We start from the raw sequence: 25,132 nt of genomic DNA, 5'->3' as shown, positions 1-25,132 counted from the left end.
TTAATTCATTCCTTCTTAGTTCCCTGAAATTGTTCCATCGTTACAGCAGTTTCAGAGTTTATTCCCTCTCTTATCAAGACTTTCTTAAAGGTCAATAAAATAATTTTACAATCACCAAAAAAACTAATATTATCAACATAATTCACATCAAGAATAAATCTATCTTCCCAACATATAGTGTTCCTACCGTTTACTTGTGCTAAACCAGTCAATCCTGGTCTTACTTCATGACGTCTTTTTTGAAAATCATTATATAGTGGTAAATAATGTACAAATAAAGGTCTTGGGCCTACAATCGACATATCTCCCTTTAGTATGTTAAAGAGTTCAGGAAGTTCATCAAGCGATGTAGAACGAAGAATTCTACCGAACTTTGTTAACCTTATATTATCCGGAAATAGTTCACCCTTTTCATCTCTCTCATCTGTCATCGTCCTAAACTTATACATCCTAAAAACTTTATTATTATAACCTAGTCTTTGTTGTTTAAATAAGACGGGACTTCCTAACTTTACTTTTACTAGAATAGCTACTATTAATAATGGAAGGCTAAGAATTACAATAGCAATAAAAGAGAGTACCACGTCCATCTCCCTTTTAATTAATCTCCTATAGAAGCTACCTTTAGAATTGTTCATTTACTTCCACAACCCTTTAATAATATTAACTACTCTTTCCAAATCCTCATCATTCATTTTCGTGTCCGAAGGTAAACATACACCATTCTCAAATAATTTTTCCGATATTCCCGTTCCAATAAAGTCATATTTTCCAAAGAATGGCTGCATATGCATTGGTTTCCAAACTGGTCTTGATTCAATGTTCTCTTTTTCAAGCGCCTGCATAATATCAAGTGGTCTTACTCGACCATTTAAGGTCATAGAACTTAACCAGTAATTGGGTTCATTCCAATCATTGCTAGGCATGAAAAGAATACCTTCAAGATTGCCAAGTTCCCTTTTATAAAATTCAAAAATATAGTTCTTCTTTTCAACCCGTTTATCTAAAACTTTTAGTTGCCCTCTTCCTATTCCTGCAACAACATTACTCATTCTATAATTAAATCCTAATTCGCTATGCTGATAATGTCTTGATTTGTCTCTGCTCTGGGTAGCCCAGAATCTAACTTTAGCAGTTCTCTCTTCATTATCTGAAACTAACATTCCACCACCTGATGTGGTAATAATTTTATTACCATTAAATGAGAAAATACCATAGTCTCCAAAAGTCCCTGTATGCTTTCCTTTATAATAGGTACCTAAACTTTCAGCTGCATCTTCTATTAATGCAACATTATGTTTTCCACAAAGTTCAACTATTTTATCCATATCAGCCGACAAACCGTATAGATGTACAACTATTACAGCTTTTACTTCTGGATATTTCTTAAAGGCTTCTTCTAATGCATTTGAACTCATGTTCCAAGTTTCATAATCACTATCTATAAATACAGGTATTGCATTTTGATATATTATTGGATTAGCAGTAGCAGAGAATGTTAGGGTTTGACAAAAAACAATATCTCCTTCTCCCACTCCTGCTGCTTTAAGCGCTAAATGAATGGCTGCAGTACCAGAAGTAAGTGCCGCAGCAGATTTTGAACCTACCTTGGCAGCCAATTCTCTCTCAAACTGATTTACATTTTCCCCGAGTGGTGCAATCCAATTTGTTTCAAAAGCTTCCTTAACATATTCCTGTTCATAGCCCTCATCACTCATGTGAGGTGAGGAGAGGAAAATTCTATCTCCCATTCTATAAGACTTCCTTCCATTAATAATTATTTTTTTGAGTTTTCTTTGGGATGGAGTCTAAGCAATCAAAAGCATACTTCTTCACTCCAACGGGTTATTACCAACAAATTTAGTGAATAATTATTTCATATTAACATCAAGCCAAAACTTTAAAAATATCAAATCTATTATTAGCTACATCAATCAACGTATCATGCATATCTTTTTCAGAAAGATCTAATAAACTGCTTATCAAGCGGGCTAACTCATCAGAATGAATAACTTTAGCCTTCCCAATATGAATCTTAGGAAACACACTCTCAGGATGCACTTCATTCTCATTAAGAAGCTCCTCATACATCTTCTCCCCAGGGCGTAGCCCAGTATACCGAATCCCAATTTCTTCCACTGAATATCCGGAAAGCTTAATCACATTTTTAGCTAAATCAACAATCTTAACCGGCTCACCCATATCAAGCACAAACACCTCGCCACCACGCGCCAAAGTCCCTGCCTGAATCACAAGTCGCGATGCTTCAGGAATCGTCATAAAGTAACGAGTCATATCTTCATGCGTAACAGTAACCGGCCCTCCGGCTTGAATCTGCTTCTTAAATAACGGAATAACACTTCCTCGACTCCCAAGCACATTACCAAACCGAACTGCAACAAACTTAGTATTACTATTTACCGCTAAACTCTGAATAATCATCTCCGCAAAGCGCTTGGTCGCACCCATGACATTCGGAGGGTTTACCGCTTTATCCGAAGAAATCAAAACAAAAGTATTTACACCGAAAGTGTCAGCCGCCTCCGCCACATTTCGTGTTCCAAAGATATTGTTCTTCACTGCTTCTCTAGGATTGTATTCCATTAAAGGAACGTGCTTATGCGCAGCAGCATGATAAACAACATATGGTTGATGCTGTTCCATCACTTCAAATATTCTATTCCGATCTTGAATATCCCCAATCACAGGGACAATTTCTATATGATTTTGATATTTTCTCCGAAGCTCCATATCTATCAAATAAATACTGTTCTCTCCATGACCCACTAAAACAATTTTACTAGGATTAAACTTACAAATCTGACGACAGATTTCCGATCCAATCGAGCCACCAGCACCTGTAACTAGTACTGTCCTACCCGATACAACCTCTGAAATACTATTAATATCCAACTCTACTGGCTCTCGTCCTAGTAAATCCTCCACCTGGACCTCGCGGAATTGGTTCACAGAGACCTTCCCCGTCATCAAATCTTCTAGCTTTGGGATCATTTGTGTTTTCGCCTTGGTCTTCGCACACTCATCAAAAATACGGTTTAATTCCTTTTTACTTAAAGAGGGAATCGCAATGACGATATTTTCAATTTCATACTTCTCCACCGCTTCAAAAATGTAGCTTGAGCCCCCGATAACTGGTATCCCAAGAATATCTAACTTTAGCTTGTTCGGATCATCATCAATAAACGCAATCGGTTTTAAATCCGAATCATGGCTATAAAACAATTGACGCGCGACCATCCGGCCAGCAGCCCCTGCTCCGATAATTAACGTTCGTTTCGAGTTTTCTTGCTTGTTGATGTAATGATCACGGAAAATGCGCCAAGAAAATCTTGCCCCACCCAGGAATAACACTAAAAACATCCATCTCAGCATGATACCTCTCACGTATACGTCATGCTCTAGAATGAAATGCACGATTGTAGATACCCCAATCGATAAAGTGACGGTTTTAATAATGACAATAAGCTCGCCGATACTTGCGTATTGCCATACCTTATTATAAAGTTTGAAAATAATAGCAAAAACATGATGGCCTACCACAAGTGTTAATGTCGTGATTAAAAACACTGTCGCTTGAAACAATTGCATTTCTGGAGTTAACGTGATAAATCGTATGTAACTAGCAAATAAAATGATGGCCGTGTCAATTAAAGCCAGAGTGAATATTCTTCTTCTATACGTCACTCATTGCTCCCCCTTTTATCTTTCTATCTTCCAAAGCACTTTCACCCACTAAAGCAAATGGGCAAAAAAATAAATACCTAATGGAAATCCAAGTGTCTTGACACTCATTCTTTCATTAGATATTTATTATTTTTACTATTACTTGGGCATTTAACCCAACCTCACATCATGCTTTCGACGACAAGCGTCTAAGAACAGGAAGATCACTCTTCCCTCCCACAGCACAATCGAGTGTCCCCATGGATAACGGACAGGGAAACCTCGCCGTTCAGGCGATTCAACCTGAATTAGATGTATAATACAACCACTTTGTCCTTATCAGCTTGTGCTTTTTAAAATATATTAAAGAATCTTTTCTTTTTAACTCGTTCCGGCACTTCTTTATAGACATGACTACCTGCAATTAACAATTCTGCATTTTCTTCAAACAAATACACCATGTCATTTCCATATTTCGTTTCAATGAGATCAAATGCTTCTCTCATTTTAAATGGCCGGCTGAACGTGTCATGTGCATCAGAGGCAATGAAGTGGGTTAAGTTGGCTTCAATTAATTGGTGGGAAAAGTTCTTTATCTTTTTTCCAAAATCACCGCACACGCTTGAAGCCGTCACTTGGGATAACGCTCCCTTTTGAATCAAATTATATAGAATCTCGGGATTCTCGATGATTTCCTGGTTTCTTTCCGGATGAACAATCACTGGAATCAGCCCTTTATTCTGCAAATCATAAAACATCGTCTCTGTATATCTCGGCACATGGCTTGAAGAAAATTCTACCAATACATATTGCGTATGGTTGACTGGCAGGATTTCTCCCGCGCTGTAGCCTTCTACTAACTCTCCATGAATCCGTACTTCTTGGCCTGGTAACACCTTTAAATTGATCTTCTCATCAAGTAAGACTCGATTTAATTCTTCAACTTTAGCAAGGATACTTTCCTTATCATTTTCATAACGGTTGTTCATATGGTGCGGTGTGGCCACAATGGTATGGATGCCTTGATTTACAGCAACCTTTGCCATTTCGATACTTTCCGACAAATCCCTTGCCCCATCGTCAACACCCGGCAAAATATGACTATGTATATCTACCATTTCTCCACACCCTTACCGGTATTTTAGGACTATTACTATAGTACCACTGTCAAAAAAAAAGAGAAAGGGTGGTATTTTGTCGAAATCTGTCACTTCTCAAAAATCCCAACTAGTAATTTTTACCACCCATTAATCCCTTTATTTTGCACCGTAATAATAGTAATAATCATTGTTCTTTAATTCTTTATGGTTTAGTACCACGCCAAGCAGCTTGCCTTTTGCATTTTCAAGTAGTTCCTTACTCTTCTTCGCTTGATCTATTTCAGTTCTTTCACTATATACTACTAAAATCGAGCCATCACACTGATTAGCAAGAATCTGCGGATCGGCCACAGCTAACAATGGCGGCGTATCGAATATCACATAATCAAAGTTCTGTTTTGCTTCTTCAATAAACAGCTCCATCGATTTCGAGCTTAATAGCTCCGCTGGATTTGGTGGAATCGGTCCACTTGTTAAGATATACAAGTCCTGCTCTTCTGTTTCTACTACTGCTTTTTCAAGTGAAGCCTGTTTCGTTAAAACAGTAGTGAACCCCACCTGATTGTTTACTGCAAACGTATGATGAACGGTTGGTTTACGGAGATCACCATCAACTAAAAGTACTTTTTTTCCAAGCTGAGCAAATGTTACCGCTAAGTTTGCCGCAGTAGTGGACTTTCCTTCTCCTGGTCCGGAAGAAGTAACCATCATCGCTCTTATTTCACTGTCTATCGAGGAGTATTGTATATTAGTCCGAATCGTACGGTATTGCTCAGAAATCGGTGACTTTGGAGCAATCGCTGTAATCAGCTTACGACTAGAGTTGGTGCTTGTTACGTTTTTTTTCTTTTTAAGAGCCAAGGGTCTCACCTCTAACTGTTGTATTTCTTGATGCTCTACGTTTCTTCCATTCATCTAGCTTTTGGTCTTCAATCGCCGCAATAACACCTAGGATTGGAAGCTCTAGTATTTTTTCAATATCCTGCTCATTTTTAATTGTGTTATTAAAGTATTCTAGTAAGAACGCAAGTCCGACACCGGCCATTAAACCAACTACAATGGCAGTCGCAATATTTAATAGTGGACGTGGTTTAATAGGTGATGGATTTTCAGTCACATCTGCTTTCGCTAAAATGCTGACGTTATCCACTTTCATGATGTTCTCAATTTCATTTTTAAACACTTCTGCTGTTTTGTTCGCAATTTGGGCAGCTAATTCTGCATCCGGGTCCTGAACAGATAGGTTCACAACCTGGGAATCCTTTTCACTACCAACGGTAATCTTTTCCTTTAATTGAGCTGCGGTCATATCTAAATTCAGTTCTTTTGATACAATATCTAAGATCGCGGGGCTTGTTATGATGACGTTATAGGTATTAATTAATTGTAGATTGGTTTGTAATTCACCAGAATTGTACATGCTTTGGTCATTTTTCGCTTGGTTCACGAGAATCTGTGTAGAAGCTTGATAAATCGGGGTTAGCACGTAAAAGCTTATAATTCCACTGACTAATCCTGCAATGATTGTTATTGATACGATTAGGAGCAATCGTTTTTTCAACGTTTCAAGTAACTCTTTTAAACTGATAGTCTCTTCCATTTCGTCCTCCTAAATATCTTGATACAAAACATAGAATATTATATCACAATTTGTAAATTTTTACTGATATTTGTCAGATATATTTCAATATTATTTCACTTACTCTATTAAACACCTATTTGTAAGAAATTTGAAGGGGAATTTACTAGTTGGAGTGATTTTCCACAGTTTTATTTTTAAAATCTAAACCTCATTACGATTGAAAACGCATGCATTTATAATACTTGAAACACGCTGAAAATGATGAGAACAAAAAAATATCCGACTCCTATAGAGCCGGACTCACAATACAAATATAATTAAAAGGGGGTCTAGAAAAGTAAGATATGCATCTCGTTTTCTTATACTTACTATACCCCGATTGTATGAACAAACTATGAATAAACCTTTAAAGATGTTTAAAATATGTTTGTTTAGATTGCACAGGTGCATTTTTGCGAGAGAAGAGATAACCTTATTTACTCGTATGCCTTACTCATTACCATTTGTAGCTGATGGATTAACTTTTCCTTTAATTCTAAATGCGTTCCATCCCAATACTGATACTGGCTATCCCGCCACCTGTCAGGTGAATATTGCCATACAGGATACGGCTTCCGTTCCTCCGGCTCCCAGTCGTAACGCGGAAAAATATGTGCATGAAGGAAGGCATCTGTATTTCCATAGATGGAATAGTTGATTCTCCTTGGCTGACAGGCGGCCTGAATCGCGTCCCCAATTATACTCATATCCAGCAAGTAGTCACTCCTCTGCTGGAATGGCAGGTCGTTTAAGGTGTTCACTTCCTCATACGGTAATAGTACGCAATACCCGGCAGGAACTGTGTATCGCCGATGACGGCGAACCCGCTTTTCATCCGCGCTAGGACCATGGGATTTTCCCCTCTATGGGCCGCGCCGATTCGGTCGTTTTTCCAACTCATGTAACTTCCCCCATTAGAAAGTAGCTGCTTTGAAGGCAACTCCCCGTCTTCTATTGTTCTTTGTTATTCGCTTGGACCGCCTTGATTAAGGCATCCAGCTTGTCGTTTCTCTCTTGATCCAATCTGGTTTTGTCGTTCATGAACCGCAGTGTCCGAACGATGAAATAGATTGTGAATCCAAGAATAATCAAATACAATACAATCGGAAAAAGTGCAAATAGGCCAAACCGTAAGTCTCCCATAGGGCTGCCTCCATCATTATGGATTTATACCATTATTATACAATAACCTAATCTTGGTGTATTGCACTATCATCCATCTCTTTTTCAATCCCCTTGAAAAACCATACACAAAACCACCTTGTTGCGGCAAAGGTGAGGAATAGCGTAATCCATGTCCAGTACCAGGCCCAGTTCAGGTAGTGGATTAAATCGGTATATTTTTCGAGAAAGATTTCCGGTACGGTCAAGACGGTGCAGTAAGCACAGTAGTATAGGAACTGGATGAGCTTGCTCCGCGCGTACGGGTAGAACACATTGAACATCGCACAAACAGCCGGATAGACGTAAAACTCATAGGTAAAGCTTGAGCGATTGACGTCTGCAAATAGCCGTACTGGGTACGTTAGCATTCCATACTCAACGACAATTAAACCAAAGATCCATGTGATTCCTTGTTTGAATAAGAAGGCGGTTACAGCTAGGCGAATTTTCTTTTTTGGGATAAAGAAAAGCATTCCGGTCGTTAGGATCCAAACCGCGAGTAAAATCCACCATTCTAGTCTCATTTGACAGCCTCCCTATCCACATGCAAATGGGCCCTGTCTTTAAAGAACCATTGGTAGATGAGGTTCGTGACGGCAAATATACAAAAGAAATCTATCCAGGTCAGGTACCAGCTATACTGGACGTACTCAATGAGGTTCGTATATTTTTCCAGCATGACGTCCATTAGGGTCAGACCTGAGATCCATAGTGACAAATAGAGGGAGCGAATGATGAGTGATCGCTTTGGCTCAAAAATGATATAAAACCCAGATAGAAGTGGGTAAAAGAAATACTCGGTTGTGACAAGTACATCGGTGGCTTTCGGAAGTTCACGGACCGGGAAGGCCAGAAGGTGATATTTCACATGTAATAGCGAGCTCACCCATACAAAGGCCTGACAGAGAATAAGGGCGAATAGGACTTTTCTGTATCGGTTTTTTGGCGTAAGGAATAGGTATGCTAGTATTCCTATTACCCACATTAGAATGATGACTATGTAATCTCTAGACATTGGATGTGACCTCTCTTAGTTTTCCTGGTTCTATTTTACTGGAATGTTGAAGTAGTGAAGCATCAACACGATAACGATAGCCGAGATTCCGTATGTAAGAAGCGGCCTGGTGAAATGCAGGCGCAGCATGGTGTACATCGCTGTGTAGAAAATGGGTTCCATCCAGAAGTGGTACCCATGCTCTAGAAGGAGTCTGTGCATTTTATAAAAAGGGTATTCGACGGCGATTGAGCCGAGGACCCACCATAGCATGTACCGGACTTTTTTCCCGTTGGATGTTTTAATTGGAAAATGTGTCAGATAGATTAGTGTCACCGCAGGGAGATTGATAAAGGTATATACGAGATCAACGATTGCATGGGATTCTGGTAATAGATCCGGGTTCTGTTTCCAGAGCAGATGGTCTCTGCACAGGAAGTTGTAGAGCAGGTTACAGATAACAATATATAGTAGCGTGTGATGGTATTTCCGCCAATGTCGCCAATCCCCCTTCCAGAACGCCGCTAGGAGAAGGATCGCTGTTAGGATTACATGCATGGGTGGGTTTCCTCCGAAAAAGGCTGTTGTTGTCTGTTGGTTGGTTGGTTGGGCTTTTCCATGTTAATGTTTTGCTGGGTTTTGCGATTCGCCGATAGATTGGGCGGATTCGCTGATAGACCTGGCGGATCGCTTCTTACATTAATGCTTTTAAGTTACCTCTTTTTAGATTCGCTCATATTAATGTGAGATTCGCTCATAACTGGCGAAAATTCGCTCATAAATCGTTTGGGGTGACCCGTAGACTTGATGAGTCCCTGGATTCGCGAATAAAGATGATACATTCGCGAATAAGTTATGCGGATTCGCGAATAAAAGTGGAAAATCCGCGAATAACTATCTACAATTCGCGAATACTCATCATTTTCTGCTCTATCTTGGGCTAGTACATATTAAAAAAGGGTAATTTTAACGACTTCGATGAGCAATCTGTTGGTGTTGAAAGCTATTTCTCCGCTTAACAAGCATTTTATTTCTTAATTGGATAACAAGCATCTTTATTTTTCCCACTAGAGTGAAATTTAACCAACAACTACATAGAAAAAGGCTGCAGAGGTTTCCCTCACACAGCCTTTTAGATCTATTATATATATTTAGCAGACTAAATGTCTTAAATCCGCTTTTAGTTCTTCCATTAGTTTTTCAAGCGTAATCTCGTTCTCGTTTACGCCTTTGTCATAAGCCTTTTTCACAATCTCAGAAAAATCGACGGTGTTCGCGCTATTTCCAGCTTTCCTATCCAACTCTCTATTCTCCCTCCTCTTTTCTTCTAATTTTCAATTCTACAAGAATATCAAAAGAATGTAAATATTTTTCCAACTGATTTTTGTGGAAATTATATGAATTTTGTCGAAGATTTGGGTAATAAGGGGGGGAAATGTCCTTTTTGGGGGACAGTCCCCCGGCGCGGTTGTGCGTTACCATGTCGGGGGACTGTCCCCCGACTGGGTAATGCGTAAAAGATTAATGAGTTGAGCCAGTCCCCAAAGTGCGGGGACTGGCTTTTTTATGTGGGGATGGAGCAAATTTTGGCGAGTGGTCGATATCTATACTCAAGCGGTCGATAAAGTTCAAAAAGCGGTTGATAAATCTCAAAAAGTGGTCGATACCTTTACTCAACCGGTTGATAAAGTTCGAAAACTGGTCGATAAATGGTTTTTCATATAAAAAAGTAATTTATTATTCACTCTAGTAGGGCAGTCTAGCTGGAAGTTAGTCTAGATCTACGAAAAGGACAAAAAAATATCCGGCAATATGCCGGACGCAATACAAATATATTTTTAAGGGGTCAGAAAAAGGTGCTTATGCCTTTTCGCTGCATGTATTTATCATACCCTGCAAATATGAACAAACTATTAATAAATAGTAAAATTTTTAATTTATATTTGAAGAACGAAAGATGCATAAAATACCACAATATTTTTCTATCTATTTTCCTATTTATTTGTTAATCTATTAAGTGTATTTGCGAAATTTGTAAATTTTTTGGAGGTCAATGTCGAATGAGGACAGAAAAAAAGAAGAGTAAAAAATGGTTAAAAGTGACTGGCATAGTACTTTTACTATTATTCATTGGTGTAGGTGTTTATGGCTTTACAGTATATAAATCTTTAAAAACTGCGGTTAATACAATGCATGAACCGATTGAACGTAAACAATCTGAGAAGCGTGAACAACCTGTAGCGTTCACAAATAAAGAACCATTCTCTGTTTTAATGCTGGGTGTTGATGAGCGAAAAGGTGATCGTGGTCGTTCAGACACGATGATTGTTTTAACAGTCAATCCTAATAACAACTCTGTCAAAATGCTTAGCATCCCACGTGATACTCGAACAGAGATTGTCGGCAAAGGAAAAGAAGATAAAATTAACCACGCTTACGCATTTGGCGGCGTAACAATGGCCATGGATACAGTGGAAAACTTCCTAGATATTCCGATCGATTATTACATGAAAGTGAATATGGAAGGCTTTAAAGATATTGTAGATGCAGTTGGTGGAATTACTGTCCAAAACAACCTAGATTTCACTCAAGATAAAATTCACTTTGCCAAAGGAGAATTGAACCTAAAAGGTAAAGAGGCTTTAGCCTATTCAAGAATGAGAAAGAAAGATCCTCGCGGAGACTTCGGTCGTCAAGCAAGGCAACGTCAAGTTATCCAAGCTGTAATCAAAGAGGGCGCGAGCATCTCTACTTTAACTAACTACTCGGATATTTTCACTGCACTTGGGAAAAACGTAAAAACAAATCTTACATTTGACCAAATGGTAGATATCCAAAAGAACTACAAAGACGCTGGAAAATCAATTCAGCAAGTTGAAATTGCAGAAAAAGGCGCTAAAATTGGCGGCATCTATTATGGATTAGTAGCTGCAGATGAAAAACAACGGATTCAAAACGAACTAAAATCACAATTAGAGATTAATCAATAAAAATGAAGCTGATTGGGTCATATGAACCTAATCAGCTTTTTTTATTTAAGCAAATTGTTTAACATGCTTATACAAAGGGAAATCTTAATAGTAACAATATCCGTTTTCGACAAACTCTGTCTAAATAATTTACATATCATGACATATTTTTATTATTACTTTTTTTATAATATATAAAAGGGGGAATAGTATGACGTATCTAAAAATGGTTCTTTTACTTCCAGTAATTTTAATCTGCGTGATCTTAGAAGCCTCCATCTCCATAGACATTTAAACAAACCTACAATCGAAAAGTAAAAGAGGCAAGGATTCAATAGATCCTTGCCTCTCATTTTACATTTTAATATCTTTTGTATACTTTGATACTTTTTTATTCGAGCTATCCTTTATAAACACTTTTACTTTATAAGTTCCTGGTTTCGTTACTTTATATTCAAAGTGAGCATCCTTCTTATATGGGAATCTCTTTAGAATTTTATTGTCCTTATACACATAGTACGCATAGCTTAATTGATTACCTTCCGCTGTTGTTGCAACATAAAAGTTCTTTGAATCAACCTTTTTTATTGTAACAGTATCAATTTTAAGCTTGCTTTCTTTAGCTGTACTAGTTGCCTCTTGTTTCGCTGAATCTGGTTTAGCTGCTTCTTCCTTACCACAGCCTGTTACAAGTAATATGGCAGCTAGTAACAAGGTAAGTAATTTTGTTTTCAATGTCTTTCCTCCTCTGATCATACCTATGTAAAAAGTATACACAAATAACTCTTATTATTAAAGCATCCTAAGTTTCAATGTATGGATCATTTGCAGGACTATTGACCCGAAAATCTTATTTAGATTTACTTACATTCTCTTTCAGTGTAAGGGATTTTAATTGGTCTATATCTCCCTTAATAAAAGGACCGTTTTGACCAGAAGCAACATTACCAAACGCCTCTAAGGAGCCATTATATGTTTTTGGAATTAAGATAAATCCACTTATAGAGCTGTTTTGCACGCTAAGATACTTATTATTTATGACTCTTACCTGGTCTCCATAGGAAACAGCGATAAAATTACTGCTAAAGCCCCTTAAAATATTGTCCTCCACAGTAATCTCTCTTCCACGAACTAAGAACGCATAATTAAAATTTTCAATATAGTTATTCTTAAAAGTAATGTATTCTGCTGTTGAATGTGTACCAAACCCGCTATTTCCGCTGGCTAGTGAGCCTTTCTTGTATCCAATTGCCTTGGAATTTTGAACAATCCCATATCTGGAAGGAATGTTGCCTGAGAAATCAACTCCTCTTCGGACTCTTCGAAATTGACTATCCGTAATGAGTGTTCCTGATCCCCCAAAATCTTGTATTCCGTATCCAGTATCAATATCTTTTGTCGTTCCTAAATCAATGTTCGCATGACTCACTTTCGTTTGATACGTATTATTAAGAAGGATACCTATTCGTTTCGAGTTTGTTACTGAGATACGATCAAGTTGTGCATTACTTGCAAAATTCACCTGTAACATAACCGTATTATATGGTTTTGAATGAAGAAAGGAAATATTATCTAGAGTGAATGAAACATTTGGATATGCTGTTACCGATACAAGCTCGCCATTTCCGACTAGATAGTTTTCAACTATAGGACGTTCTAAATATACTTTATTCCCGTCTAGTTTAATAACTTTATGAAGCTCCCCTTTTGTAAGGTAGCCTCTATCATCCCAATACCAGAGTTTACTAGATTTCAACTCCAATAAATCACCAGGTTGTATTCCCTTTGTACTCGCCAAAACAACAAAGGGCTGATTCTTTGGAATATAACTAGTTACGTATGTATTGACTGTCGATTTGTTATCAAATACTAACGCACTTTTCTTTTCCTTTTGTAAAATAGCCGCTGCATGATTACCATCTGTTTTTATTTTTATCGAGTGGTCAATTACTAATGTTTTATCAATTATGTACCTTGCACTACTCTTTAACATCACAGTATCCCCATTATTGATTGCTTTTTGAAGAGCTGCTGTATCGGGCTTTTTATCAAACCCATTTGCTCCATACTGTTCAGGGGTCTGTGTTATGTTATTCGGCTTTTGCACCGTATGATTTATATGTGCTTTTCTTTTCGGTTCCACATCATTAGTGGTCGGGTTTTTCAAAGCCATATAGATTAACACACAGATAACTAAAGTCGTGAGTAGAAAAATAATGATTTTCTTTCGTTTTTTTTGTTTATATTCTTGTCTTCTCATACTATCCAGCCCCTTCAGACATTTCTTTAGACAACGTTTAGGGATGAATTTTGAAAATACCCATAGGAAGACAAATTTATAAATTACTCTGCAGCTTTAATCGTAACTGTTTTATTCTTTAAATTAAAAATAAATTCATTTGTTGTTGTCATAATATCAATTATTTCATGATCCTTACTAATCAATGTCGCATTTTCTATTAATAGATTCGTGTCCATTTTTTGTGGGTCTATTTCACTTACAATTAATTCATCTGAAAGCTTATTAGAGAGAATTCGATATTTCAATTGGCCGAACTCGATATATTTGTTGTCTGATTCATCTAACGATTCGCCAGTTTTACCTCTGATCTTCTTTTCAATTTTTTCCTGATCACTACCTATGAATGCCAAATAATACTGATAGGACCTCACAAATGACTCTGGAAACCCATCAAGGAAACTTTTGATATTGAAGTCTTTTTGTTTTAAAGGAGAATCAGGAATATATAGACTGTCTAAGCCTACATATCCCTTTTTATTATTCATGGTGATTTCAAAGGCATTGTCAATCTTGTTGGTAACATACACTTCTGTTGCAAAGCTTAAGGTATTAAGCTTCTTTTGCAGTCTATCTGTTTGATAAACAGGTTCTATCTCACTGGTTATATAGCCAACCTGATTGATGCTCTCCGTATGCCTTTTTTCCTTCACCGCTGATTTTTTTATCTCCTTTTCATCTAAAGCCTTACTCTCAACTTTGGGATCTGGTTTAAATAATGATTTCACTTCTTTTGCAACTCCGTCGCCCTTCAACATTAAGAATGTGCAAAAGATAAAAAGTGCAAATAGTAAAGCAAGTTCAAACGAAGTTTTAAACGATTTTTTCTCCTTTTTTGGGGACCGATCACTTCTACTTGCTAACTCACTTTTTGAAATATTATTAGTTTTTTGTTCAGTAATCTTATCTTTTTTGTATTTCCTTTTTTCTTCATCATTTAAACCATTAAAATGGTTAATGAATTTATTATAATTTTGTAATACAGTTTTTGTTTCTCCAAATTCAACCATCTCTCCATAATGGATCCACATGGTTCTATCGCAAAAAGATCGAATTTGAGAAACAGAATGACTGATAAAGAAAATGGTTTTTCCTTCTTTTTTAAATTCGTTCATTTTATTAATACATTTAGTATAAAAAGTTTGGTCACCTACAGATAATGCTTCATCGACTACCATGATATCAGGGTTTGTATGAGCTGAAATCGCAAATCCAAGTCTTGATTTCATCCCACTTGAATAGTTCTTTACCGGTTGATCGATAAAGTCACCTATGTCAGCAAAATCAATGATTGAAGGTGTTATTCTTTTTATCTCATCTTTTTTCAAGCCATGCATTAAGCACTTTAATTCAATATTCTCTAGACCAGTTAAATTATTATTTAACCCGACAGATATGGCAATTAGTGAGGTTTCTCCATTAATTTCGATGTCACCCGATGAAGGAGGGACGACCTGTGCAAGTAAATTAGATAGAGTAGATTTACCTGAACCGTTAATCCCAACAATTCCGATGGTTTCTCCCTCATTCACTGTAAAAGAAACATTTCTAAGCGCAGAAAAACTTTTTCCATTCCTTTTTAACAGAATTAAATCTAATAATTTATCTAATTTCTTTTGCTTTAGTGTGTATTGTTTCGAAACATTATTAAAAATTACTTTTGGCCTTGCATTCATTTTAAGCCTCCGGTGTTATATGTTAAATGTAATCAACAAATTGTTTTCTGAATTTGATATGAATTAACGCTCCTATGAATAGTACAAGGAGGGTAGTTACCCAAAAGTAACTCATATAAACCCAATCCTCAAAAAACCACGTCTGAGTAAAAAAAATGGATCTAAACCCAACGATTATATAATAGAAAGGATTTAAACTTAATAAGTCTTGAGCAAACTTAGGCAATTTGCTTGTATCCCAAAGAATCGGGAGGAAGTATAACATCATTCTCATTAATGATTGTAATACCATCTGAAAATCCCTTATTATTGTTGAAATTGTAGAGAAAAGCAAGGTGACAGAGAATATGAGAACATATAAACAAAACAAATAATAAGGTAACTGTAAGATGTATATACCTGGGTTAACACCATAAAGAACCAATATAATACCTAGAAATAAAAGCATGAATATAAAATTAAATGAATTCCCAACGATTGTGATAGATGGGAGGACACTGACAGGAAACTTCATTTTGGATACTAAACTAACCTTTGTATAGATACTGTTTGAACCTTGGATGACCGTAGAACTAATAAAAAACCATGGAATTAACCCCACTAGCAGCCAAATAAAGAAAGGAACATCTCCTACAGGATGCCCGCCTCTTATTCCCAATCCAAAAACAAACCAATAGATTGAAATTTGTAAAAGAGGACTAATAAACTGCCATGCGGCCCCTAAATAATGTGATTGATATTTACTTATTGTGTTATACGATGCTAACCGATATATTAAATTGAAATTTACAATCTGTTCTTTAAGTACTTCTAACACTGCCTTCATATGGTAACGTCCTTTTCAAAATTAATCTCTAGTTTAAAATTAAACAATTATTTACAACAATCTATTATAACACAATAAAAATTTCACATTACTATTAATTAATTTTACCAATAGGATATAATAAAAAAGGGTATATTATACGGCTGGGGGAATTAAAAATAGATACTTCAAATCCATACTACACATTAAAATATAAACGTGGTTATATTATTTCAGACAAACAAATTGAAAAACCACACCCACATTGGGAGCATGTTTCAATTAACAGTTATCAACTATATTACGACCCACTTAATGACACTAAGTACTATGAACAAGGTGATAAATGGGTTTTTTTATTAGGAACTATTCTAGATATTGATACGTTGACAGATGATAAGGAAATGATAGCCCAGAATTTACTTACGGCTCTTTCGAAATCTGAAGAGGACTTTTTCAATTATATTGATCAGCTTTCTGGCCGTCATTTCATTTTTTATGGGGACTCAGAAAATGCAACCATCTTATCTGATGCAACTGGTATGCGAACGATTTTCTATTCTACTACACAAAACATCATTGGTTCTCACTGTGAATTGGTTCAGGAGTATATAAATTCGCCCCATTCAACTACTGTAAATAAAGAATGGTTAAAAGAATATACGAGTGCCTCATTACCAGGTCACTATACTCCGTATGAAGATATTTACTTCTTAATCCCTAATACTTTACTTACGCTCCCAAGCAAACAAGTGAAACGGTTTTTCCCAAGAGAAGAGTTAACTATTGCTCCGATTGAGGATATTGTGGCTAGTATTAGTGAATCAGTAAAAAATCAACTCCAACTACTTAGCAAAAAACATGATCTTCTTTTTTCATTAACCGCTGGTTTAGATAGTAGGACATCCTTAGCGTTATTAAAGGACTATAAAGATCAGTTCCAATACTTTACGTATTCAAAGACTAGTGAGGTAAAATCCTTAGAAATAGATAAGCATGTTGTTAAGGAACTTTCATATAATTTAGGTTTAAATCACAGATTTCTAACCATTGATACCCCATCTACGGATGATATTGATTCTAAAAATATTCGTGAAGTATTAAGAAAGAATACTTTTTCGTCGCATTCCTTTCATTTAGCAAAAATATATTTAGATACATTTTCGCAAAATTCTTTGCATATCCGCTCTAACCTTTATGAAATTGGTAGAATGTATTATAAGTTAAATTACAAAAATTTGCCGAAGGTGTTCGGAAGTGATAGCATGGCACTTTTGTATTCTAAAAAGGCTGTTAATGATCCTAAGGTTAAACAAGCATTTGATCATTATTATAAGCATGTAGAAATGGATAAAATCTATAATTATGATCCATATGATTTATTATATTGGGAGTTCAGAATGGGTGCTTGGCATGCTTTACTTCTATTAGAGAGTGATATTGCTTTTGATAGCTTCATCCTTTTCAACTCCCGAAAGATATTGAAGCTGCTTTTATCAGTTTCAGCTGAAGATAAAAAGGAACATACCGTATTTAAAAAGATTATTGATACGAACTGGCCTGTTCTAAATTATTGGAAAATAAATTCGACCGAAAATTTATCCGATTTTTATGATGAAAAATTTGATGAATTTGGATTACATTTAGACAATTTCCAGTTTTCTAGTGGCTCACAAACAAATTTAGAACGAACGGTCCCTATGAAAATTATCTCCCAACCAAGAAGAGCCAAATTTCATATCGATTTAAGCGCACCATTAGAAGGAGATTTTATAGAGGCCCGATTACCTGTAGTAACTAAGTTCGAAAAAGGTCAATATTGTTCTATCCAGCTCCGTTCACCATATCAGAACCCATCTAATGCGGGAAGATTAAAGTATCAAATACTCTTGGATGAGAAAGTATTGATGGAAGAAGATATTTCACTTTGGAAAGAGAGTAATCAGATTTTAATCAAATGGATTCCTGAAAATGCAATGAGCCATATTTCAATCAGGACCATTGCAATAAAGAATTGTGAAAGTTGGAATTGGGGGAAAGCCTCAACGCTCTTAATTGAAAGGATATCAGTTGGTAAATTGGATACGACCAATAAGGTAGAAGTAACTGCATCTAGTCCTTTTTCAATAATTAAGTAATTTTCATTTTTTCAACTAAGGAGGCTTTTATATTTGTTTAACAGAGAAAAGGTTTATAAAGGGGAAGTAGACATAAAGTATTTATTCTTTAAGTCACACAAACCAACAACAAATTTAGTAGTTGTATTTTCAGGTATACCTCCAATAGGTACCCCACCAAGATACAACTACATTAAAACTCTTGAAGGTTACAATTGCAATAAATTGTTTATTCTAGATGATTTTGGTTCACGAGCGAGCTATTATCTTTGTGAAAACAGGAATTACGCTATTGAACGGTCAGTCATTTCCTTGATTAATCACATATCAAACGAAAATGGAATCACCGAAATTCTATCATGCGGCTCAAGTAAGGGGGGATTTGCTGCATTGTATTTTGGAATTAAATATGGTTTCAAGCACATTATTGCAGGATCACCCCAATTTCTATTGGGAGAATATTTATTAAGATTTACTAATTCCCAAAACATTGCTAACTTTATGGTTGGGGGAAGCGACGATGAGGATTTCGAATACTTAGATTCTATTTTGACAAATTTGATCAATTCTTCTAATCATAAGCCCAATATTCTCATTCATGTAGGTAAGGGAGAATATCATTATAAAACTCATGTTTTGCCTATGATCGATTTATTACAAAAAAGAAATATTCCCTATAAATTAGACTTAGGTAATTATAATAAGCATAGTGAAGTAGCTTTGTATTTTCCAAAAATAATACAGCAATTTGTTAGTGAGGCTTTTCATTTTCCTATTATTAAACACCTTAATGAAAAACGATTAGATCCTAATAAATACCTATATCAAATTGAGACAAAATCACCAAATGACTTATTTGCATTTTATCTATTTCATAACGAAGAAAGGATTGTCTATAAACCCTATTCGTCCGATAATAAATTTGAAATAGTACTTGAAAAAGAAGGTAAATATTCTGTTACCGCCTTTGCAAAGAGTCCCGAAGGAAGGATCGTTGCGATTAAAGGTAAGCCTGTTACGCTGAAATCTCATGCGCCAATTAAATAGAAAAAAAGGCCTGACTCACTGTTGTATTAGTGCATCAGGCTTTTTAAGCATGGAAATGTACACTTTTTGCTTTTTAAAAGTAAAAAAGAGAAATTATGTAGCCCTCCTTTAGCCCAAAACAGCATTCGATTCATAAAAAAGAGCTGAGAATTCAGTTCACCTTGTCTAACATTAGACTTTTTGTTAGTCGCACTAAAAAAGAGCCCTTAAAAGGACCCTTGATGTAATCAATTATTCCGGAAAAACCATTCTCCTTTATTTTTATGAATATTTTCATATTGGTGCTGAATCCCACCAACTTCCCTTTTCATTATATAAGCAATCAATGGAGATATTTTTTTCATCCTCTCAGGTGTAAGGAAAAATGAACTCTTAATAAAAAAATCTTTTTCTATAGAAGGGTAACGCTTTCCATCCTTCTCAGGAACATATTCTGGAATTAAAGTACTTAAAATACTAAGTACCTCCAAAAAAAGATCAATGTCATTTTCAATGTAATTGCGGGACGCCCCATCTCCATTAAAATTATTCGTTAAACTCATTATTTGGCCTCCTCAAAATGTATTCTCTAATATATACAAATTAAGTCGCCAAAATATGACTCTATAATTATGAGGAATGTTGAAATTCATTAACATAGGTCGAACATTGTATAATAAACATATAACTCCAAGTTAGACACTAGGAATTAATTTCTACAGCTCCATTTCCGACTGTAGCATGCTTAATAAGGAGGCTAATAGAGAAGCTTACCACTTCACATACAACAACCTCTTAATAGCCTTCATCAGTTGCACAGGTTTCCTCACGATCGTTCCTTCTTTGCCGTTTATCCACTCCTTTATTGAGGTGACACTAAAAAAAGGGCCGTTTTTGATTTATTAGTATTTGTAGCAACTCCACATCCTTTTCTACTTAACGAAACTTTGGGATCTTAGCTGGTGGTCGGACTGAAGTCAAAAAAAAAGGCTGTTTACGTAAACATTGTTGTTTTGGAAGAAATGCAGAGTTTTATTCATTTAGAATCAGAGCTACACTACGCAAAATTTGTCTAATTGCATTGCCCCCTTAGAAGAGTAACCAATAAACGGAGTTTTTCCGGTTATTTGCAAAATCGAGCTCATTTAGGAATAGATAAGCGGAGTTTTTCCGGTTATTCAAAGAAAAGTGCCCCATTTTTGCGTTTTAAAATCAAATAAGCGGAATATCTCCGTCTATTTTAGCTAATTTTCATCCAATTTCCCAATTAAGCGGAATTCCTCCGTCTATTTATTAGAACGAACCTTAAAAAGATAGACAAAAGCAACAATGTCTTAGAAACGAGCCTAAAAAAGACAACCCATTATAGGTTGTCTTTTTCATTTGACTGGCAACGTAAAGTTGTTATTTTTTGTATCCTAATTTCCCGCCGGTTTAACCAACAAATTGCGCTTCAACTTTATGATAATCTTTTTGTTTAAGTAGTCGACTAAATTCAACCATTTCTGGAGAAGTAAATGCATCATTAATCTCATACATTCCAAGTATTTCACCTAGAATCCTAATCGATTCAAGAGCATCCTCTTCATTCACCAATTTCAACTTCTTTAAATACCAGTTAGTAAAGTAATATTCAAAGCGTTTTTCAATGTAGTCCTGTAAGAGTCCGTTTTCCTTGAGCATGTTCACTCTGTACTTTTCAAGGATGTAGTACTTCTCGAAGAATCGTTTCGAGATCGTGTTAACCGCTGAGCCGCTCACTGCTGCATAATAGATATGAATAGGCAGGTTGATGGCCTTGGTCTTCTTCGAATGTAGCAAGAGCTCTTGGAAGAATATCGTGTCCTGTCCAACTGCACCTTCCACCATTCGAAGAGACTGATCTCCAATTACTTCTCTTTTACAAATCAGTGCTTGGATGCTCATGGCTTTAAACTGACTTTTTACCATGTACTCTTTAATATTCTTTGAAATGACATCACTGCCATTATACTGAACAGCCGTACGATAATAATCAAAGTTTAGCGGCTTTGTATCCAGCCTTAGCATATTTCCTACGACCATATCGTAATTGCCTTTGGCTAGTTGCTTATAAAGTTCGTTATACCCATCGTTGATCGCCTCGTTATCCGGATCTAGATACGTGATATACGGAGCTGTTGATAGTAAGAACCCTTTGTTTCTTGGACGCGAAGCACTACCACTTCCACCATCGTTGTAGAAGAAAGTCTTCACATTTGAATATTTTCTCTCCATACTTTTAATAATTTTTGGCGTGTATCCATCCGTAGAACCATCATCAACCATAATGATTTCCATGTCATTAAACAAGCTGCTTCTACGAAGACTGTTGAAACACTTATTTAACAAATGATCTCCATTGTTATAGGTTGGAATAATCACTGAGAGTTTATACTTTTGCCCAGCTGCCACTTCTTTTTGTACCGGTTGATCATTAAATTCAAATCGATCAATACTATAGCCATTTGGTAAGGTGGCAGGAGAGTTAAAGCCCATTAAGTCTTTAAGCGTGTAAGCTTTACTCCAGAATACTGTTCTGTATTTATCTTTCATGGAGGTTGTATAGTTATGCTCTACTCCCTTGATTAGTGAGTCTCCTGCATAATAGGCATCCTTTGTCACGAAATCTGAATTTGTATATTTAAAGGCGTTAATCATATCCTCTAAATAGAATTCTCCGTACAATTTACTTTCATCGAAGAAAGCCACAAAGTCATAATCCTGGAGTTGTTCTTCTGAAATTTGGCTCTCTAGGAACAGCTCTTTATTTGGATAGGTTTGCTGATTAAACATTTCTTCGATTGTTCCTGATTTAGAAGCTGCGATCACTGCTACTTTTCTTTCTTGCACAGGGAAATCTAAGCCGACCTTTTCCAGTAAATGATGAATTCTATGGAAGCTTGTCTCATGAGTCATCACTCGTCTAATTCCACGCACTTGGTGCTCAAAGACATCCTCTTCAGAAAAGCGATTGATAATGTCATTTACTTCTTTTTGGTCGTTCACCAAGAACACGTTAGGAAACTTATTGTTTACTCCTACACTGTAATTGGAAAGTAAGATATTCCCTAGCGCTTGAAGTTCATAGACACGATTGGCAAACATCGTATTACTTTCTTTCACTGTGTTTAGGTTAATCGCCCAGTCAAAGATCTTGTGGAACTTCTGTAAGTAAGAATGTTCAATGGATGGAGATACATATTTCAAATACTCTTCAGGGAAGAAATATTGCATTAACTTTAATTCATAGTTCCGGTCAATAATTTTTAGATCGCGACCTGCATCAATTACGCCATCAAAGAGCATTCTTGTGTCCACATGTCTGTGTGGATATTTTTCATACCAAGAACCCGTAAATAATACTTCTCTCTGTTTTGGAGCCATTTTGATACCAATCGGATTATGATATCTAGGATTGATTCCGAACTCTAAAACAAACACATTCTCGTTCTGACACTCTCTACGATAATCCTCAAGCTTTTCTTCTGCTGTCGTAAAGATGTAATCACACTTCTTAGCGATATCAATAAAGATATGATAGTTCACTGGATCTTCTTTTGAATAGAAGACGATCTTTGTGCCTTGGGATCTATAGAATTCGATGATCTTATACAAGTCTTCTCTATGCTTCTTAATGTTCGGATTCCCTAAACCTTTCCATTCAAGGTTTAGTCCCTTCCAAGCTGTTACGATTAAAAGAACATCCAGTGAGCCACTGTGTTTCTTATAGTTATCACGTTCAATATATTTAAACTCAGCTACATCCTTAAATGAGTTATATAAAAATTCATCAGCAATAATCCCAATGTTGGCTTTGATTTTATCATAATACCTGCTACCGTTGCTTTCAGGGATTTGGTCAAGCAATGGTTTCACTTTATCGAAGAATGTCGTATCACTTAACTTATCTCTCTTTTTTAGATAAGCGATTTTCTTTGCAAGATCTTCTTCCTCTTTTGCAGTCATTACTTTCGTGTCAGCTTTCACTGCATTGGCTTTTTTCTCATTTTTAACGGGAGTTTTGCCGGAATTTTGCGGTCTAGGAAATAAAAGTCCTGATAACACTGATTCCTTTTCTTCCTTGATTTGCATTTCTAAATTTGCTTTTAATTTCGCTAATGTTTCCAACCGTTGCTTAATTGCCTTTTGATCCAATTTACTTCCCTCCAAAGACATTTCGACGTTTGCGCCAGTAGGATAAAGTAAGACTTCCTAATTTCGATTCACTTAACGCTTTGTATCTTTTCATGAGATTACTATGTGTCTTAAGTAATTTTTCTTCTTTTCCATATGATTCCAATAAGTCTTCTTGAACTTTAATTTTTTCCTTTTTATAAATCGTTGCCTGCTTTTCAAGCTCAGTGATATATTTTTTTAATTTCTTTTCTCTATCCTGAATTTCTTTCATTTCTTTTACTTTCGCAGCTAGTTGTGTCTTAGCTTTTTGAAGTTCATTTTCTTTCGTAGTAAGTTGCGTCTTAGCTTTTTGAAGCTCATTTTCTTTTGTAGTTAGTTGCCAGTTTAAATTTTCTACTTCTTTGTTGCATTCTTCAATCATTTCTAATTCTCGAGAATTATTAGTAAGGCTTTCTGATAGCACCAAACGTTCCTTTACTAACTGATCGATTTCTTCATTTTTCTTATCGATTTCAACATTTTTCTTGTCAATTTCAAAATCCTTCTTGACTAGTTCTTCAATCTTCTCCGTCAACTCTCGATCTTTTCTTGCTAGTTCTTCTTTTTTCTCACTTAAATTTTGGTCTTTCTTCTCTAACTCAAAATCTTTTTTACGAATTTCTTCTTTATTATTCGTTATTTCTTGATTCTTCTTTTTTAAGTCAGTAGTATATTTTTCTTTCTCGGTTGCAGCTGCCTTTACTTTCTCTTGTAGGGTTTTAATTTTTTGGCCTCTATCTCTTATTGTCTGCCAAAGGTCTTTTTCTACAGTAAAAAAGGCATCTTCCAGTCTAGTCAAAAGATGGTCATCCACACTTAGCGTATTTTGCTTAAGGTCTTTCGCTTTAATGATGGCACCTATCCATTTTCCGAAAAACTTTAGTTCATCAACAACCAAATTCTCACTTTGAAATTTCAATAATTCTGAGAGATAGTAGGTCTTTTTATGATCAAAATAATCATTGATTCCAAATGGCAATGTAATAATGATGGAACCACCAGGGTTTAACATTTTAGCAGCCATATTTATGAATCGTTTTGGGTCGGTGATATGCTCTAATATTTCACCAAAAATGATACAATCAAATGTTTGATTCTCATTGGCAAACTCCATAAAATTTGCCGCTTTGAATTGAACATACTTTTTCGTAATTTCTTCCTCAGAAGACAGCAAATTATTCGCGTATTCAATGGATTCTTCTAGTAAGTCAATCCCAATTATACTTTTACCTTCTCGACCAAGTAAAATTGCTGTAATTCCTTGTGAACAGCCAACATCTAGAATGCTTTCGCCTTTTGCATTTTCGCAAACCCAATGTATGCGATTTCTTACCTTGTCTGCAAATTGCTCACCTAATTCGCCAAAATAGGCTTCCGTTATACGATCCAATGGTTTTTTCATGAAATGTTCAGCTCCTATTAAGCTAGTAAACACAGAAGTGTTGCTAAAACTAGAAATCTCTTTTAGCAACACTTCTAT

The 25,132-nt window shown here is 36.0% G+C and carries 23 protein-coding genes and 1 pseudogene; 5 read left to right on the top strand and 19 right to left on the bottom strand.

The genetic code is table 11. From position 1 onward, the window contains the following. Positions 1 to 5: 5 nt before the first annotated feature. The 10 genes from RCG25_RS02160 to RCG25_RS02115 all read right to left on the bottom strand — a co-directional run bounded on the left by RCG25_RS02160 (position 6) and on the right by RCG25_RS02115 (position 8,584). The gene (locus RCG25_RS02160; protein WP_308082034.1) at positions 6 to 638 is read right to left on the bottom strand and encodes a sugar transferase; all 633 of its coding nucleotides are present in this window, start codon (positions 636 to 638) and stop codon (positions 6 to 8) included. Continuing rightward, entirely contained in the window at positions 639 to 1,751 is a 1,113-nt protein-coding gene (locus RCG25_RS02155; RefSeq protein WP_308082033.1) for a DegT/DnrJ/EryC1/StrS family aminotransferase, read from the bottom strand. Positions 1,752 to 1,887: 136 nt separating this feature from the next. After that, positions 1,888 to 3,705 carry a polysaccharide biosynthesis protein gene (locus tag RCG25_RS02150; RefSeq protein WP_308082032.1) on the bottom strand — a complete coding sequence of 606 codons (1,818 nt, stop codon included), beginning with the start codon at positions 3,703 to 3,705 and terminating at the stop codon, positions 1,888 to 1,890. A 332-nt stretch (positions 3,706 to 4,037) separates the two neighbouring features. Then, positions 4,038 to 4,802 carry a tyrosine-protein phosphatase gene (locus tag RCG25_RS02145; protein ID WP_308082030.1) on the bottom strand — a complete coding sequence of 255 codons (765 nt, stop codon included), beginning with the start codon at positions 4,800 to 4,802 and terminating at the stop codon, positions 4,038 to 4,040. A 138-nt stretch (positions 4,803 to 4,940) separates the two neighbouring features. Further along, on the bottom strand, positions 4,941 to 5,645 hold the full coding sequence (locus tag RCG25_RS02140) for a CpsD/CapB family tyrosine-protein kinase (RefSeq protein WP_308082029.1): 705 nt from the start codon (positions 5,643 to 5,645) through the stop codon (positions 4,941 to 4,943). Beyond that, positions 5,635 to 6,384 (bottom strand): YveK family protein, encoded by a 750-nt coding sequence (locus RCG25_RS02135; RefSeq protein WP_308082028.1) that lies wholly within the window; start codon positions 6,382 to 6,384, stop codon positions 5,635 to 5,637. The genes RCG25_RS02140 and RCG25_RS02135 overlap by 11 nt, the downstream gene beginning before the upstream one ends. Positions 6,385 to 6,842: 458 nt before the next feature. Further along, entirely contained in the window at positions 6,843 to 7,121 is a 279-nt protein-coding gene (locus RCG25_RS02130) for an HIT family protein (RefSeq protein ID WP_308082027.1), read from the bottom strand. Positions 7,122 to 7,356: 235 nt separating this feature from the next. Further along, positions 7,357 to 7,548 carry a hypothetical protein gene (locus tag RCG25_RS02125; RefSeq protein ID WP_308082026.1) on the bottom strand — a complete coding sequence of 64 codons (192 nt, stop codon included), beginning with the start codon at positions 7,546 to 7,548 and terminating at the stop codon, positions 7,357 to 7,359. Positions 7,549 to 7,595: 47 nt separating this feature from the next. Then, positions 7,596 to 8,093 carry a CBO0543 family protein gene (locus tag RCG25_RS02120; protein WP_308082025.1) on the bottom strand — a complete coding sequence of 166 codons (498 nt, stop codon included), beginning with the start codon at positions 8,091 to 8,093 and terminating at the stop codon, positions 7,596 to 7,598. Beyond that, positions 8,090 to 8,584 carry a CBO0543 family protein gene (locus RCG25_RS02115; RefSeq protein WP_308082024.1) on the bottom strand — a complete coding sequence of 165 codons (495 nt, stop codon included), beginning with the start codon at positions 8,582 to 8,584 and terminating at the stop codon, positions 8,090 to 8,092. The genes RCG25_RS02120 and RCG25_RS02115 overlap by 4 nt, the downstream gene beginning before the upstream one ends. Before the next feature lie 54 nt (positions 8,585 to 8,638). On the opposite strand from RCG25_RS02115, the gene RCG25_RS02110 reads away from it, so the two are divergent. After that, positions 8,639 to 8,770: a hypothetical protein gene (locus tag RCG25_RS02110; RefSeq protein WP_308082023.1), complete on the top strand. Its 132-nt coding sequence runs from the start codon at positions 8,639 to 8,641 to the stop codon at positions 8,768 to 8,770. Positions 8,771 to 8,776: 6 nt separating this feature from the next. Here RCG25_RS02110 and RCG25_RS26045 read toward each other — a convergent pair. Further along, positions 8,777 to 9,121 (bottom strand): annotated as a pseudogene (locus RCG25_RS26045) (CBO0543 family protein); the annotation flags it as partial. A gap of 593 nt (positions 9,122 to 9,714) precedes the next feature. Further along, entirely contained in the window at positions 9,715 to 9,864 is a 150-nt protein-coding gene (locus RCG25_RS02105) for a YwzD family small protein (protein ID WP_308082022.1), read from the bottom strand. A 292-nt stretch (positions 9,865 to 10,156) separates the two neighbouring features. On the opposite strand from RCG25_RS02105, the gene RCG25_RS02100 reads away from it, so the two are divergent. Beyond that, complete coding sequence (locus RCG25_RS02100) at positions 10,157 to 10,288, top strand: hypothetical protein (protein ID WP_308082021.1); 132 nt, start codon at positions 10,157 to 10,159, stop codon at positions 10,286 to 10,288. Between the two features lie 335 nt (positions 10,289 to 10,623). Further along, a complete protein-coding gene (locus RCG25_RS02095) occupies positions 10,624 to 11,553 on the top strand; it encodes a polyisoprenyl-teichoic acid--peptidoglycan teichoic acid transferase TagU (protein WP_308082020.1) in 930 nt (309 codons plus the stop codon). Positions 11,554 to 11,886: 333 nt separating this feature from the next. Here the strand turns inward: RCG25_RS02095 and RCG25_RS02090 are convergent, their stop codons facing one another. The 4 genes from RCG25_RS02090 to RCG25_RS02075 all read right to left on the bottom strand — a co-directional run bounded on the left by RCG25_RS02090 (position 11,887) and on the right by RCG25_RS02075 (position 16,333). Further along, complete coding sequence (locus RCG25_RS02090) at positions 11,887 to 12,267, bottom strand: triple tyrosine motif-containing protein (RefSeq protein WP_308082019.1); 381 nt, start codon at positions 12,265 to 12,267, stop codon at positions 11,887 to 11,889. Positions 12,268 to 12,382: 115 nt separating this feature from the next. Continuing rightward, complete coding sequence (locus RCG25_RS02085) at positions 12,383 to 13,792, bottom strand: right-handed parallel beta-helix repeat-containing protein (RefSeq protein WP_308082018.1); 1,410 nt, start codon at positions 13,790 to 13,792, stop codon at positions 12,383 to 12,385. Positions 13,793 to 13,875: 83 nt separating this feature from the next. Further along, positions 13,876 to 15,507: an ABC transporter ATP-binding protein gene (locus RCG25_RS02080; protein WP_308082017.1), complete on the bottom strand. Its 1,632-nt coding sequence runs from the start codon at positions 15,505 to 15,507 to the stop codon at positions 13,876 to 13,878. Positions 15,508 to 15,529: 22 nt separating this feature from the next. Then, positions 15,530 to 16,333 carry an ABC transporter permease gene (locus RCG25_RS02075; RefSeq protein ID WP_308082016.1) on the bottom strand — a complete coding sequence of 268 codons (804 nt, stop codon included), beginning with the start codon at positions 16,331 to 16,333 and terminating at the stop codon, positions 15,530 to 15,532. Between the two features lie 383 nt (positions 16,334 to 16,716). Between RCG25_RS02075 and RCG25_RS02070 the strand changes: the two genes are divergently transcribed. After that, positions 16,717 to 18,450 (top strand): hypothetical protein, encoded by a 1,734-nt coding sequence (locus RCG25_RS02070; protein ID WP_308082015.1) that lies wholly within the window; start codon positions 16,717 to 16,719, stop codon positions 18,448 to 18,450. Between the two features lie 33 nt (positions 18,451 to 18,483). Further along, positions 18,484 to 19,476 carry a Two component regulator three Y domain-containing protein gene (locus RCG25_RS02065; RefSeq protein ID WP_308082014.1) on the top strand — a complete coding sequence of 331 codons (993 nt, stop codon included), beginning with the start codon at positions 18,484 to 18,486 and terminating at the stop codon, positions 19,474 to 19,476. Between the two features lie 227 nt (positions 19,477 to 19,703). Here RCG25_RS02065 and RCG25_RS02060 read toward each other — a convergent pair whose 3' ends face one another. From RCG25_RS02060 to RCG25_RS02050, 3 genes are all read right to left on the bottom strand, one after another. After that, positions 19,704 to 20,018 (bottom strand): hypothetical protein, encoded by a 315-nt coding sequence (locus tag RCG25_RS02060; RefSeq protein ID WP_308082013.1) that lies wholly within the window; start codon positions 20,016 to 20,018, stop codon positions 19,704 to 19,706. Positions 20,019 to 20,889: 871 nt separating this feature from the next. Further along, complete coding sequence (locus RCG25_RS02055) at positions 20,890 to 23,631, bottom strand: glycosyltransferase (RefSeq protein ID WP_308082012.1); 2,742 nt, start codon at positions 23,629 to 23,631, stop codon at positions 20,890 to 20,892. Position 23,632: 1 nt separating this feature from the next. After that, positions 23,633 to 25,054, bottom strand: a complete 1,422-nt coding sequence (locus RCG25_RS02050; protein WP_308082011.1) for a methyltransferase domain-containing protein — start codon at positions 25,052 to 25,054, stop codon at positions 23,633 to 23,635. Between the last annotated feature and the right edge of the window lie 78 nt (positions 25,055 to 25,132).

The organism is Neobacillus sp. PS2-9 (assembly GCF_030915525.1).
Taxonomy (GTDB): Bacteria; Bacillota; Bacilli; order Bacillales; family Cytobacillaceae; genus Neobacillus.
This window is presented reverse-complemented; position numbering and strand designations above follow the sequence as displayed.